Source organism: Pseudomonas huaxiensis (assembly GCF_003231275.1).
GTDB classification, from domain to species: domain Bacteria; phylum Pseudomonadota; class Gammaproteobacteria; order Pseudomonadales; family Pseudomonadaceae; genus Aquipseudomonas; species Aquipseudomonas huaxiensis.
The window spans coordinates 41,413-54,809 of sequence record NZ_QKVL01000022.1; the positions used below are offsets into that span (position 1 = coordinate 41,413).

At 62.5% G+C, this 13,397-nt stretch carries 14 protein-coding genes; 7 read left to right on the plus strand and 7 right to left on the minus strand.

Translation table 11 applies throughout. The features are described from left to right. Window positions 1-111 precede the first annotated feature (111 nt). The 6 genes from DM374_RS20830 (at window position 112) to DM374_RS20855 (ending at window position 6,763) form a co-directional block, all read left to right on the plus strand. Window positions 112-1,374, plus strand: a complete 1,263-nt coding sequence (locus DM374_RS20830; RefSeq protein WP_110971592.1) for an acyl-CoA dehydrogenase family protein — start codon at window positions 112-114, stop codon at window positions 1,372-1,374. Next, on the plus strand, window positions 1,371-2,723 hold the full coding sequence (locus tag DM374_RS20835) for an LLM class flavin-dependent oxidoreductase (protein WP_110971593.1): 1,353 nt from the start codon (window positions 1,371-1,373) through the stop codon (window positions 2,721-2,723). Before DM374_RS20830 ends, DM374_RS20835 begins: the two co-directional genes overlap by 4 nt. Before the next feature lie 22 nt (window positions 2,724-2,745). Further along, window positions 2,746-3,798: an NADP(H)-dependent aldo-keto reductase gene (locus DM374_RS20840; RefSeq protein WP_110971594.1), complete on the plus strand. Its 1,053-nt coding sequence runs from the start codon at window positions 2,746-2,748 to the stop codon at window positions 3,796-3,798. Between the two features lie 46 nt (window positions 3,799-3,844). Next, window positions 3,845-5,047, plus strand: coding sequence for an acyl-CoA dehydrogenase family protein (locus DM374_RS20845; RefSeq protein ID WP_110971595.1), 1,203 nt, complete (start codon window positions 3,845-3,847; stop codon window positions 5,045-5,047). Between the two features lie 88 nt (window positions 5,048-5,135). After that, on the plus strand, window positions 5,136-5,750 hold the full coding sequence (locus DM374_RS20850; protein ID WP_110971596.1) for a dTMP kinase: 615 nt from the start codon (window positions 5,136-5,138) through the stop codon (window positions 5,748-5,750). Window positions 5,751-5,977: 227 nt separating this feature from the next. Next, window positions 5,978-6,763, plus strand: a complete 786-nt coding sequence (locus tag DM374_RS20855; protein ID WP_110971597.1) for a hypothetical protein — start codon at window positions 5,978-5,980, stop codon at window positions 6,761-6,763. 178 nt (window positions 6,764-6,941) lie between these two features. On the opposite strand, the gene phnX is transcribed toward DM374_RS20855, so the two are convergent. The 5 genes from phnX to phnD form a co-directional block, all read right to left on the minus strand. Beyond that, window positions 6,942-7,769: a phosphonoacetaldehyde hydrolase gene (gene phnX / locus DM374_RS20860; protein WP_110971598.1), complete on the minus strand. Its 828-nt coding sequence runs from the start codon at window positions 7,767-7,769 to the stop codon at window positions 6,942-6,944. After that, a complete protein-coding gene (gene psrA / locus DM374_RS20865) occupies window positions 7,766-8,893 on the minus strand; it encodes an iron-containing alcohol dehydrogenase PsrA (RefSeq protein ID WP_110971599.1) in 1,128 nt (375 codons plus the stop codon). The genes phnX and psrA overlap by 4 nt, the downstream gene beginning before the upstream one ends. A gap of 79 nt (window positions 8,894-8,972) precedes the next feature. Next, window positions 8,973-9,791, minus strand: a complete 819-nt coding sequence (gene phnE / locus DM374_RS20870) for a phosphonate ABC transporter, permease protein PhnE (RefSeq protein WP_095153397.1) — start codon at window positions 9,789-9,791, stop codon at window positions 8,973-8,975. Between the two features lie 2 nt (window positions 9,792-9,793). Next, window positions 9,794-10,588, minus strand: coding sequence for a phosphonate ABC transporter ATP-binding protein (gene phnC / locus DM374_RS20875; protein WP_110971600.1), 795 nt, complete (start codon window positions 10,586-10,588; stop codon window positions 9,794-9,796). Further along, on the minus strand, window positions 10,585-11,454 hold the full coding sequence (gene phnD / locus DM374_RS20880) for a phosphonate ABC transporter substrate-binding protein (protein WP_110971601.1): 870 nt from the start codon (window positions 11,452-11,454) through the stop codon (window positions 10,585-10,587). The genes phnC and phnD overlap by 4 nt, the downstream gene beginning before the upstream one ends. A 111-nt stretch (window positions 11,455-11,565) precedes the next feature. On the opposite strand from phnD, the gene DM374_RS20885 reads away from it, so the two are divergent. Beyond that, window positions 11,566-12,447 carry a LysR substrate-binding domain-containing protein gene (locus DM374_RS20885; RefSeq protein ID WP_110971602.1) on the plus strand — a complete coding sequence of 294 codons (882 nt, stop codon included), beginning with the start codon at window positions 11,566-11,568 and terminating at the stop codon, window positions 12,445-12,447. A 25-nt stretch (window positions 12,448-12,472) separates the two neighbouring features. Here the strand turns inward: DM374_RS20885 and uraH are convergent, their stop codons facing one another. Together uraH and DM374_RS20895 are read right to left on the minus strand one after the other, a co-directional pair. After that, window positions 12,473-12,883: a hydroxyisourate hydrolase gene (gene uraH / locus DM374_RS20890; protein WP_110971603.1), complete on the minus strand. Its 411-nt coding sequence runs from the start codon at window positions 12,881-12,883 to the stop codon at window positions 12,473-12,475. 10 nt (window positions 12,884-12,893) lie between these two features. Next, the gene (locus tag DM374_RS20895) at window positions 12,894-13,397 is read right to left on the minus strand and encodes a GlcG/HbpS family heme-binding protein (protein WP_110971604.1); all 504 of its coding nucleotides are present in this window, start codon (window positions 13,395-13,397) and stop codon (window positions 12,894-12,896) included.

Here is a 13,397-nt window from a genome sequence, read left to right on the forward strand (position 1 = left end):
CCCTCTCCCAGTAGTAACCGCTGAACTTTGTGGTTGCGCAACATCATTCGCTGTATTGCATTGAGTCGCCAGTGAGGGCGGCTTGGCACATGAACCCACCAGGAAAAAACAATGAGTTCGACACATTCCCCCGACCCGACCTACGCAGACTTGCATCAGCGCTTTGCCGAGGTGTTCGCCCGCATTGCCGACACGGCCGTTGCCCGCGAGCAGCAGCGTGAACTCGCCTTTGAGCCGGTCAAGTGGTTGCGTGAAGCCCGTTTCGGCGCCCTGCGGGTACCGGTCGCACAAGGCGGACTGGGTGCGACCCTGCCGCAGCTTTTTCGCCTGTTGATCGAACTCGGGGAGGCGGACTCCAACCTGCCGCAGATCTTCCGGGCGCATTTCGGTTTCGTGGAGGGGCGGTTGTCCAGCCGTGACCCGGCATCGCAGGACTATTGGTTGTCCAAGGTGGCCGATGGTCAGCTCTGGGGCGCTGCCATGGCTGAGCGCAGCAGCACGACCGGCAATTCGGTTGCGCTCAGCCCTGTCAGTGCGGAATCGGCAACGGCCGGCTGGCAACTGGATGGCGAGAAGTATTACTGCACGGGAACCCTGTACGCGGACTGGATCGCCGCCGTCGCGCTGGAGGGCGAGGACTTTGTCAGCGTCGCGGTGCCGACCGATGCCCAGGGTGTATCGGTGGTGGATGACTGGGACGGTTTCGGCCAGCGCCTCACCGGCAGCGGCACCACGCGGTTTGCCGCGGTAGCCGTGCCGGATCAACACATCATCCGCCGCTTCAAGAAAGACGAGGTTCGTGCCGAGTCGTATCTCACCGCGTTCTATCAGTTGTTCCATCTTGCAGCCCTGGCGGGGATCGCCAATGCGGTGCTGCGCGATGCCACCGAGTTCGTCAAGGGACGCACCCGAGCGTTCGGCTTCCCGGGGCATGCCAGCCCCAAGGACGATCCGCTGGTGCAGCGGGTTATCGGGCGTCTTTCAAGCCTGGCCTATTCGGCTGAAACCCAGGTGCTGGCAGTCGCCGGGATTGTCCAGGAGGTGTACGAGGCGGAGCAGGGCGGTTACGCCGAGGAACACCACTACACCGAAGCAGAAGTACGCACCTTCCAGGTTCAGCAGATCATCCTGGGGCAGGTGTTGGAGGCCACGACCTTGCTGTTCGAAGTCGGCGGTGCTTCCGCCACCAGTGAAGCCCGGCGTTTCGACCGTCACTGGCGCAATGCCCGCACGCTGGCCTCGCATAACCCGGCGATCTACCGCGAGCGAGTGCTGGGCAACTACTACCTGAATGGCGTCACCCCGGATGCCGCCTGGCTTGCCCAGCAAGCCGCCGATACTACCGGCGCCCGCGACGAGGCGAGCGCGGTATGAGCAGCGCAAACCGCGGCAACCAGCGTAGCGGCCAGATGAGCCTGGGCATGAACATGCTGGGTTTCGGCGCGCACCTGGGCGCCTGGCGCAAAGCCGAACTCGCCGCCACGGCTCACCTGGATATCGAGCATTACCAGCACATTGCCCGGTTATCCGAGCGTGGCTGTCTCGACGCGGTGTTTCTCGCCGACTGGTCAGCCCTGGCGGGCGACGTGTCCAACCAGCCGGTCGGCCATCTGGATCCGGCCATCGTGCTGACCGCAGTCGCCGCCGCCACCCAGCGTATCGGCGTGATCGCCACGGCTTCGACCACCTACAACGAGCCGTACAACATCGCGCGGCGTTTTGCCTCGCTGGACCATGTCAGCCGCGGCCGGGCGGCATGGAACGCGGTGACCAACGCCAGCGACGATGCCGCGCAGAATTTCGGTCTGGGCGGCGCGCCGCTGCATGTCGACCGGTATGCGCGGGCCGACGAGTTCATCGATGTCACCTTGAAGCTGTGGGATAGCTGGGAAGACGACGCGATCATCGGCGATGCCCGCACCGGTCAATTTGCCGATCCGCGAAAGGTTCGTCCCATAGATTTCGTCGGCCAGCATTTTTCGGTCAAAGGGCCGCTGAACGTGCCGCGCTCGGCCCAGGGCCGTCCGGTGCTGGTACAGGCGGGCTCGTCGGAGGGCGGCAAGGCCCTCGGCTCACGCTATGCCGATGCGATCTTCACCACCCAGACGACATTGGACGCCGGCCAGCAGTTTTACCGGGAAATGAAGGAACGGGCGGTGCGCTGGGGGCGCAACCCCGAGCACCTGAAGATCATGCCGGGGCTGTCCACCGTGATCGGCAGCACCGAGGCCGAGGCCCAGGCGCGTTTCGACGACCTCAACGCCTGGCATGGCGAGCACGGTTTGCTCGATCTGGTGGCTGGCCGGTTCGGCATCCCGGCCAGCGAACTCGACCCGGATGCGCCGCTGCCATGGGATCGCATCGGTGCGGTGGCGGACTTCGAGCGCGGCTCGCAAGGCTTCCTCGAAGCGCAACTGAACCTGGCTCGCCAGGAAAACCTCAGCGTTCGCCAGCTTTCCCGGCGCATCCTGGTGGGCCATCGCCTGGTGGTCGGCACGCCCGAACAGGTTGCCGATACGCTCGCCGAGTGGTTCCTGGCCCATGCCGCCGATGGCTTCAACATCATGCCGGACATGTTCCCGTCCGGTGTCGAGGCGTTCGTCGATGAGGTCGTACCGCTGCTGCGCAAGCGCGGGCTGTTCCGTCATGAATACACCGGCAGCACGTTGCGCGAGCACCTTGGCCTGCCGTTCCCCGTCAACCAGTACCGCCCGCGCTCCTGAGCACCGGCGACAAGGATTCAGCATGCGTTATCGCCAATTGGGCCGCAGCGGCATCGAAGTGAGCGTTCTGGGGCTGGGCACCTTGACCTGGGGCCATCAGAACAGCGAAAGCGACGCTCACCAGCAAATCGAGCTGGCACTCGCCGAAGGCATCAACCTGATCGACACCGCCGAGATGTATCCGACGCCGACCAGCGCCGAGACCTGGCGAACCACCGAGCGCTATATCGGCAACTGGCTCGCCGCCAGTGGACGGCGCGCCGAGGTGGTGCTGGCCAGCAAAGTCAGCGGGCCGTCCGGTGGGCTTCAGAGCCAGCAACACATCCGCGGCGGCTTGAGCCGGCATGACCGGCGCAACATCGTCGAAGCCCTGAACGGCAGTCTCGAGCGTTTACGCACGGACTACCTGGATGTGTACCAGTTGCATTGGCCCGACCGTAAAACCACCACCTTCGGCCAGCGCGAGTACGTGTACCAGGGCGATGCCGAGAGTGTTGCCATCGAAGAAACCCTCAGCGTGCTGGCAGAACAGGTCCGCGCCGGCAAGGTTCGGCACATCGGTGTCTCCAACGAAACGCCGTGGGGCGTCGCCGAATTCCTCAAGCAGAGCGAGCGGCTGGGGCTGCCGCGCATCGTCAGCGTGCAGAACCCCTACAGCGTGCTCAACCGGCTGTTCGAGGGCGGTTTGTCCGAGTTCAGCGACCGTGAAGGCGTAAGCCTGCTGGCCTATTCGCCGCTGGCCTTCGGTGCGTTGACCGGTAAATACCTCAATGGCGCTCGCCCCGAGGGATCGCGGCTGTCGGCGGTGTACCGGTCGTTCAACCGCTATGACAGTCGCTCGGCGCAGGAGGCCATTGCCGGGTATGTGGACATCGCCCGACAGCATGGGCTGACGCCGGCGCAACTGGCGCTGGCCTTTGTCATCGACAAGCCCTTCGTCGCCAGCGCGCTGACGGGGCAAACCAGCCTGGCCCAGCTCAGAGAAAACCTCGGTGCGCTGGAGGTCACGCTGAGTGACGAGATAAAGGCGCAGATCCAGGCGATTCACCAGCAGATTCCGAACCCTGCGCCCTGAACCCGTGCACCCACTATTTACGCGAGACCTTGAACAAGGAACTGTCATGAACAGCTTGTCCGCCGTACCTCCGACCGTCACCCTGGAGCAGCTCAACGCCCGTATCGATCAACTGCTGCCCGAGATCGGCGCTGGTGCTTCGCAGCGTGAACGCGACAGGCAACTGCCTTACGAAGCCGTGGCGCAACTCGCCAAGGCCGGCCTGTTCACCGCACGTATTCCGGTCAGCCACGGTGGTGCCGGCGCATCGGTGAAGGACGTGATTGCCTTGCTGATCCGCATCGCCTCGGTCGACTCCAACGTGGCGCAGGCGCTGCGGCCTGGCTTCGGCTTCCTCGAAGGCCTGCTGGCCTCGACCGCCGACGGCGCCGAGGTCGAGCGCGAGCGTTGGTTCGCCCGTTATCTGCAGGGCGCCGTGATCGGTAACGCCGGCTGGGAAGTGGGCGGCGCCAGCGGCACGATCAGCGCCAGGATCGTTGCCGAAGGCGACCACTACCGAGCGACCGGCAGCAAGTTCTACAGCACCGGCGCGCTGTATGCCGACTGGGTCAGTGCGATGGCACTGGATGACAATGAACAGCCGGTGACCTTCATCATTCCCAGCGACCGCCAGGGTCTGGAACTGCTTGATGACTTCGATGCGATGGGGCAGCGCCTGACGGCAAGCGGCACCACGCACTTGCACGAAGTGGTGGTCAATCGTGATGAGATCTGCACGCGGATCGTCGAGGAAGGCAAGCGCACGATCGTCACGCCGTTCCTGCAGTTGTTCCTGGCCGCCGTCCAGGCGGGTATTGCGCGCAACGCACTGAATGACGCGGTGAACTTCACCAACCAGCACGCGCGCCCGATCAAGCACAGCTCGGCCAGCCGTTCGGTGGACGATCCGTATGTGCAATTCAGTGTCGGGGAAGTCTCGGCCCGCGCATTTACCGCCGAGGCGGTGGTCCTGCGGGCGGCTGAAACGATCGACCGGGCGTGGGCCAGCGGGCTGGATACGCGGGTGGTGGATCAGGCCGCCGTGGATGTTGCCCAGGCGCAGTACATTGCTGCCGAGTCAGCATTGAAAGCCGCGGAGCTGATCTTTGATGTAGGCGGCGCGTCCACCACAGGACGGACGCACAACCTGGACCGGCATTGGCGCAACGCCCGTACCGTCGCAAACCACAATCCACGGCAATGGAAAGCGGCCGCAGTGGGCGCCTGGCAACTGAGCGGAACGCCACCGCCAATGTCCGGGCTGTTCTGACCGTCCCGCCAGCGCGGAGCTTTTACCGCTGGCGGATCGCCCGTTTTACTGGTAGGAAGTGCAACCCTTACCAATCGTTGTCTGAAGAATGAATCGTCCGCTGTTTGTCACGCTCGATGGCCCCAAGGGCACCGGAAAAACCACCCTGTTGGAGGCCGTCACCAAAGCACTGAGGGCCGACAACAGGAAAGTGGTCCGGCTTTGCGAGAAGAAAAGCGACCCCTACCGGGGTGAGACGATGGCCCTCGTCAACCAGCTCGTCAGAAATCCCGACCGTGATCTGGAATTGAGGGTTTGTCAGCGCCTGGCGGATAGCCGCGCCTGGATTTCCCAGCACGTTCTGCCTGAACAACCAGCGGACAGCATCATCCTTATGGACCGCTGGTACCCGTCTGATGCCGCGTTTCGCCGGCTGGTCCCGTTTGTCGAAATCCTCCAGTTGAACATCGCTCGACATGTGCAAGTGCCGGATCTGCATGTCGGGGTTGTCACCGACCCTGATATTTCATGGCAGAGAGCGGCGGCCCGCTCGCGTGGGCTGGGCAGTACGTTGATCCACAGGTTGGAAGAACATGTCGCCTGTACCCAGGCATTCGAGCGCGCAGTGGCGGACAACGGTTGGGTGCTATGCCGTAATGAAGGAAGCATTGAGGAGGCAACGATGCAGGTGGTGTCCGAGATACAGGGCGTGCTGCGGCGATAGACAGGCACAGATAGATATTTGCCAATTACGGCGATAGGGGATGGATCAATGTCTTGGCGGAAACGGGAGGTGCAGTTCTCGTTTCTCGATGTGCAACAGCCCTTCCATCATGGAGTAGTGACGGATAGACTTAAACGGATGCGGCAAAAGGCCATTAATGTAAGTGCCATGTTTTTTCATCTACTCAAACACAGCGGTACCGTGCATAAATCTATGGAAGGAAAATCATGAAAGAAGTCATCGCCGCCCTCGTGCTTGCATCGGGCTTCATATCTACCAGTCACGCTGCTGATAATTTTGACCTGCAATGCACACTTGAGAGCGGTGATGTAATGACGCTCAGTCACGTCAATGACACAGCCTATATTGAATTTTTAGCACCCGATGACGACCCGGATGAAGGCGGAAGCGTGATCAAGCTAGATGCGCCCTCCGGAGGGGTGCAGCTTTACTTGAATCGAACCCCTGGCGGATCCGAATCGTTTGTTCTTCGCGGCACTGATGGAGATATCGAGGGCGCCGTAGCAGTTGGCTACGAAAAGCTTGCAGGCAAGCAGAAAGCTTACTTCAGTCAAATGAATCAGATGGGAAAAGAAACCGGATATCACGAGTGCCGACCAGAAACCATCAAGGCATCAGGTTCCTTGCTGACAGCGGGGCTTGTTGGTCTTAATGTGCCGACAGCCGGTGCACAGGGGGGATCTCCGCTCCCGGTTTCTCAGCCAAGTTCATCCCCAGTAAAAATCAATATTGGCCAGTATTTGTTCCAGTACGGAGCAGTCAAGACACCGTATCGCACCGTTGACATTGTGGGTGTTTCGGAAGGCTTGGTGATCAATAACGTAACGGTTAACCGGAATCAGTGTACGGAGTTTTTGGGGAATCCGAAGAAGCCTATCAGTTTGCCTTTCGGGAAAACGATCACCTATAAATACAATATCGAGTATCGGCGCTGTGATGTCGTAGAGGTGGTTGTTAGCACAAATCAGGGCGAGTGGGTGGTTAAGCCTTGATTGTTGCCTGATTCATCTCCACCCAGGAAGTGAGCAAGCCATTATCTTCGAAACTTTGAAGTGTGTGGTGTGACAAGGCGAGCCCTGGAATGGCAACCGCCCTGTGGAGCTGACCTGGATACGCAGGCCCGACACTTTTTTGCTTGATTAAGAGCACTAAGTGACGGGCCCACGCCGATCAGCAGCTTTGTGGCATCTCCCCGCGAGCCAGGCGTGCGTTGATTTCGGCGATTACCGCCGGCAGTTCAGCGATGGTGTCGATCAGGTAATGGGGGCGCGAACCCTCGAACAACTGGCCGATCCGCAGGCGCTGCTGTTGCAATTGCGCTTCGGGCAGCGCCTTGTACTGCTCGTACCTAAGGCCAAGGGCGTTGCCCGAACAGCTCAGGGCCACGGTCCACATGCCGGCGCTGCGACCCTCGAGGATCCCCGGCCAGGTGTCGTCCACCTTGACGCAGGCCGCTACGTCGCTGATGCCCAGGGCGATGACGTTGGCCAAAGCCTGCGCGGGCCAGGGGCGACCGTTGGGGACTTCATCGGTGGCCACCACATGGTCGGCGACATAGCCGTTGCCCAGCGCCAGGGCCACCACTTTTTCCATCACCACCGCCGGGTAGCCCGAGCAGGAGCCGATTTTGAGCCCTTGCCGGCGCAGTTGGTCGATGGCTTCCAGCGCGCCGGGAATCAGTGCCGAGTGGTCGGCGATTTTCTCGATCTGCAGCGGCATGAAGCGCTCGTAGATGGCGGTCACGTCTTCGTCGGTCGGCCGGTGGCCGAAAGCGGCTTGGTAGCGTTCGGCGATGGCCGGGTTATCGCACAGGGTGCGGATATGGTCCCACTTGCCCATGCCCATCGGGCCGCGGGCTTCTTCCAGACTGACCTGGATGCCGAACTCGGCGAAGGCTTCGACGAAGATCTGGGTTGGCGCGAAGGAGCCGAAATCCACGACGGTGCCTGCCCAGTCGAGAATGGCGGCTTGCAGTTGCTTTGGCGGTTGGTAGTTCATGGCGTTGTTCCAGAGAGTGAAAGGGGAATGGCGTGTCGGGCGCTGGGCGAACCAATGAAATTGCGACCGCGAGCCCCCTGCATGGCGAAATCGATGATCGCGTCGGCTTCGGTGGCAGATACGCCGTAGTCTTCGAATTCGGTCTTGACGCCGAGGCGCTGGAGGAAGTCGCGCAAGCGGCGCTGGGCGTCGGGCAGGTCGCAGCCGAAGACTTTTTGCAGGGTCCGGTCGCGCCCGGCGTCGCGGCCCCAGGCCAGACCCAGCACGCGCGGCAGGGTGAAGGAGCAGGCGATGCCGTGGGGCAGGCCGTGGCGCAGGGTCATTTCATAGGAAATGGAGTGGGCCAGGGCGGTCTTGGTGTTGGAGAAGGCCATCCCGGCCTTGAGTGCGGCCAAGGCCATGCGGGCGCGCAGTTCGCGGTTGCCGAGGTCATGGTGCAGGCGCGGCAGGCAGTCGAGGATGTCTTCGATGGCCGACACCGCGAAGCTGTCAGAGAGCGGGTTGGCGTTGACGTTCCAGATCGATTCCAGCGCGTGGGACAGCGCATCCAGGCCGGTGGAGACCGTCACGCCGGCAGGCACGGTGAGCATCAAGTCGGGGTCGATGATCGCGGCCTTGGGCCAGGTGCACTCCAGGTGCAGGGAGTATTTCTTCTGCTGACCGTTATCCCACAGGGTTGCCCAGGGCGTGACTTCACTGCCGGTGCCGGCCGTGGTCGGAGCGGCGATCAGCGTCTTGTGCCGGGCCGGGACAAACGGCTTGCCGCTGGCCAGCAGGTCGAGCAGTTCGTCGAAACGGCCGGAAGCGGTGCCGACGATCAGCGCCTTGGCGGTATCGATGGCGCTGCCGCCACCCAGGGCCAGCACCGTGTCGCAGTCGGCGTGTTCGGCCCAGAAGCCTTGGTGCACGTCGCGCAGCCAGGCCACATCGGGGTTGGGTTGTACGTTGTCGATCACGCAGGCCAGGCGTTCGCCGAGCAGATCGCGGACCCGCTCCACCAACCCCAGTTGCGCGGCTTCAGGGAAGGTCACCAGAGCGACGTTGCCCTGGCACAGATCGGCGATCCGCTCGAGGCTGCCAGCGCCGAAGACGGTGGTGACCGGGTTGTAGTAACAGGCGGGCATTGCAGTGGCTCCAGGCATGAGTCTGCCCGTCGCGCGTCCGAGGGGACGCACGTGGCAGGGAAAGATGAACGGGGTGGAATCAGTGGCGGCCGTTGCCCTGAATGGCTTTGCGCAGGCGGGTGGACACCAGGTCGGCGAGCACCACCATCAGTGTGATGACGAGGATGCAGGTGGCGGTTTCCTGGTACTTGAACAGCTTCAGGCTGCTCACCAGTTCGAAGCCCAGGCCACCGGCCCCGACCATGCCCAGCACCGTGGCCGCACGCAGGTTGACCTCGAAGCGGTAAAGCACGACGGCGATCCAGGCGGTGATCACTTGCGGCAGCACACCAAAGGCGATCACCTGCAACGGCCGGGCACCGGTGGCCTGCAAGGCTTCGATCGGGCCCTGGTCGATTTCCTCGATGCTCTCGGCGAAAAATTTGCCGAGCATGCCCACACCGTGCAGCGCCAGGGCCAGCACGCCGGGGAAGGGGCCCAGGCCGACCGCCGAGACGAACACCAACGCCAGGATCAGTTCGTTGATGCTGCGGATCACGTTGAGCAGTTGCCGGGTGCCTTGGTACAGCCAGCGGTTGCTGTGCAGGTTGCGTGCGGCAAGAAAACCCAGCGGTACGGCGCCGATGATGCCCAGCAGGGTGCCCCACAAGGCGATCTGCAGGGTTTCCATCGCCGGCCGCCAGAGGCTGGGCAGGATGCTCATGTCAGGCGGAACCGAGCGACCGATGAAATCACCGATCTGCGGCAGGCCGTTGGCCAGTTCGCTCCAGCTCAGTTGCGCGCCCTCGGCGCTCCAGTGCAGCACGCAGAGTGCCGCCAGTAGCAGGGCGCCGCTGCTCAGCCAGCCACGGGTGCTGGTGGGGGTATTGACCAGCCATTGATGACTTTGCGGGTTCATGCTCAGGCTCCTGTGCCGCTGGAAAGCGCGGTGCGGGCGGTGGCCAGCGGCGCATGCGGCTCGCTGGTCGCGGGGCTGTGATAGATGCGCTGCAGGGCGGCATCGTCCAGTTCGTCGGGGCGTCCGTCGAATACCATCCGGCCGCTGGCCAGGCCGACGATGCGGTCGCCGAACTCCCGGGCCAGGTCTACCTGATGCAGGTTGCACACCACGGTGATGCCGAGGCTGCGGGTCGCATCACGCAGGTAATGCATCACCAGGTGGGCGGTCTTGGGATCGAGGCTGGCCACCGGCTCATCGGCGAGTATCACCTTGGGCCGCTGGGCCAGCGCCCGGGCAATGCCGACCCGCTGCATCTGCCCGCCGGATAGCGAGTCGGTGCGGGCGCCGGCCTTGTGCTCCAGTTCAACCCGGCGCAGGCAGTCCCGGGCCAGCTCCACATCTTCACGGCGAAACAGTTGCAGCAGCGAGGTGAGGGTGCCGGTGTAGCCGAGGCGGCCGGTGAGCACGTTCTTCAGCACCGAGAGGCGTGGCACCACGTTGTGATGCTGAAAGATCATCGCCACCCGCCGCCGCAGCTCGCGCTGGTCGCGGCCACGCATGGCGTTCACGCCAGCCACTTCCAACTGACCGCTGTCGGCCTTGGCCAGGCGGTTCATGCAGCGCAGCAAGGTCGACTTGCCGGCGCCGGACTGACCGAGGATCACCACGAACTCGCCGGCCCGGACCTCCAGGTCAATGCCCCGCAGCACCGGGTTGTCGGCGTAGTCCTTGGTCAGTTGTTCGACGCGAATCATTTCAGGCCCTTCAGGTCGAGGTCGAGCACCTTGGCGGTGTCGCGCACCACGTCATAGGCGGCGTCGGAGGTGGGCTGGAAACCGTTGAGCATGCCCTGATCACCCCATGGCACATCCTTGATGGCGGCAAAGGCGGTGCGCAGCTTGCCTTGCAGCTCGGGGGCGAGGTTCTTGCGCCAGACCATCGGCGACTCGGGGATGTCCTGGGAGGTCCAGACCACCTGGAAGTCTTCCTTTTTCACCTGGCCGCTGTTCACTGCGCCGGCGAGGATGCGGTCGGCGACGGCAGCGGCATCCACCTTGCGGTTTTCCACGGCGAGGATGCTGGCGTCATGGGAGCCGGAGAAGATCACCCGGGAGAACAGCGCTTTCGGGTCATGGCCGGATTGCTCCAGGCCCGCCTTGGGGAACAGGTGGCCGGAGGCCGAGCTTGGATCGACGAAGGCGAAGGTGCGGCCCTTGAGGTCGTCGAGGCTGCGAATGCCGCTGTCCTGACGGGCGACGATCAGGCTGTGGTAGGCGCTGGTGCCGGTCTTCTTGGTCACCGCCACGGCGAACGCCTCGGCACCGGCCACCTTGTTGGCCAGGACATAAGAGAAGGGCCCGAGGTAGGCGACATCGAGCTTACCGGCGCGCAGTGCTTCGATCACGCCGTTGTAGTCGGTGGCCACGAACGGTTTGACCGGAATGCCCAGGCGCTCCTGAAGCTGGTCGATGACCAACTGGCTGCTCTTGATCATGGCCTGCGAGTCCTCGGACGGGATCAGGCCGATGGTGAGGGTTTGCTGGGCCTGCACGGCGGGCGCGAGCAGCAGCGGCAGCAGGGCGAAGCGGGCAGAGCGGAACAGGCGGGAGAGGGTGGTCATGGCAGTACCGGAGTGGTTGTTGTCGGTAACGCCAAAGTAGGGCTGTCATGTGACAGTCACCCCATCAATTCAATATGGGTTTTACCGCCAAACCATTCAAAGGATCTATGGATGTCCACCGCCCGCCTGCGCACCTTCCTTGCCGTCGCCCGCCATGCCAGCTTCAGCGCCGGGGCCAGAGCCCTCGGGCTAAGCCAGCCGACCGCCACCAACCAGATCCAGGGGCTGGAGCGGGAATTCAACGTCGAGCTGTTCCATCGCCGCGGCCGGCGTATCGAGGTGACGGCGGTAGGCCGTGCCTTGCTGCCCATCGCCCAGCAGATGTCGATGCTCGAATCCGAGGCGTTCAACCTGCTGCGCGACTCCGGCAAGCTCAATCGGGGTCAGTTGAAGATCGGCGCGGTGGGGCCGTTCCATGTGATCGAAATGGTCGACCGTTATCGGCAGGAATACCCACAGATCGACGTGTCGATCCGGGTCGGCAACTCGGCGTCGGTGCTGGCAGACCTGGAAAATTACGTGACCGATATCGGTGTGCTGGCGGGGTTGCAGGATGATCCGGCCTTCGTCGTCGAGCGCTACGCGCGGCATTCGGTGATTCTGTTCGTCCATATTGATCACCCCTTGGCGCGGCACGACGAAGTGCCTTTGCAGGCTCTGCAGGGACAGCCGCTATTGCGGCGCGAGCAGGGCTCCACGACGCGGCTTGCATTGGAGCGGGCACTGGATGCCGCTGAGGTGACACCGCGAATCGCCATGGAGATCGGCAGCCGTGAGGCACTGCGCGAGGCGGTTATTCGCGGGATCGGGGTCGGGGCAGTCTCGGAGGCGGAGTACATCGCCGACCCGCAGTTGAAAGCGATCAGGATTATCGGCGATCCGGTGTATACCGAGACATTTCTGTATTACCTGGCGGAGCGGCGCAGTAGCCAGGTTATTGCTTCGTTTCAGCAGTGTTTGAAGTCTGCGGGGGGCAGGAGAGGCGCGGGCTAGCACAGCCTCTCTGCGGGGTAGACGCTCAATTCCCTCGGTAGGTAGAGAAACCGTACGGGCTGAGCAGTAATGGGATGTGGTAGTGCGCAAGGGTACCGTCTACCTCGAAAATGACCGGTACCTCTGGAAAGAAACTTGCGACGTTGTGAGCCTTGAACCACTCACCGGTTTTGAAGGTGACACGGTAGGTGCCTTTCTCCAGGGCCTGACCCTCGGGATAGAGCCCGGGAATACGACCTTGCTCGTTGGTCGCTGCGCGGTTGAGCATGTTCCAGTTCTTGCCGTCCTGTTTTTCCAGCGTGACATTTACCCCCGGAGACGGCAAACCATCCTGCAAGTTGAGTACATGCACGCTGAGCGGATTTCCTGCCGCTAATGCCAGTGTCGATACGACACTCAATACAAGGCCCGCGAAGAGAGTTTTCAATAAAGTCATGATGAAGTCCTTAGTTTTTAACGGCAGGTAAAACTTTGTTGATGGCGTTTATTGCGCAACCTTCATCGATTGCTGCCCCACCGGCACCGGCCACTCCGATAGCGCCAATGACTTGCCCCTCAAACAACAACGGCACGCCGCCGCCCAGCAGCAATAGCTCATCCAGGGTGTTGAGGTTTTCAGCATCTGGTGTATTGCGAGCACGCTCTGCCAATAACCGTGTTGGCGTCTTGGTCGACAGGGCGGTATAGGCCTTGCGTTGGGCGGCTAATGTGTTGTGCGGGCCAACGTTGTCGTCGCGCTGCAGGGCTACCAGATTTCCACCACGGTCGACAATTGCAGCAACACCCGTGCGGCCATCGGCATGGCACGCGGCCAGTGCGGCATCTAGCAAATCATTGGCCATTGCCAGTGATACGTCGTTGCGCTGCACAACTTGATTCGGGGCTGCGACAGCGAGCGTAGAGCTCATGGCGAGTGATATCAGCAATGAGCTCGATAGGTTTGTACGCAT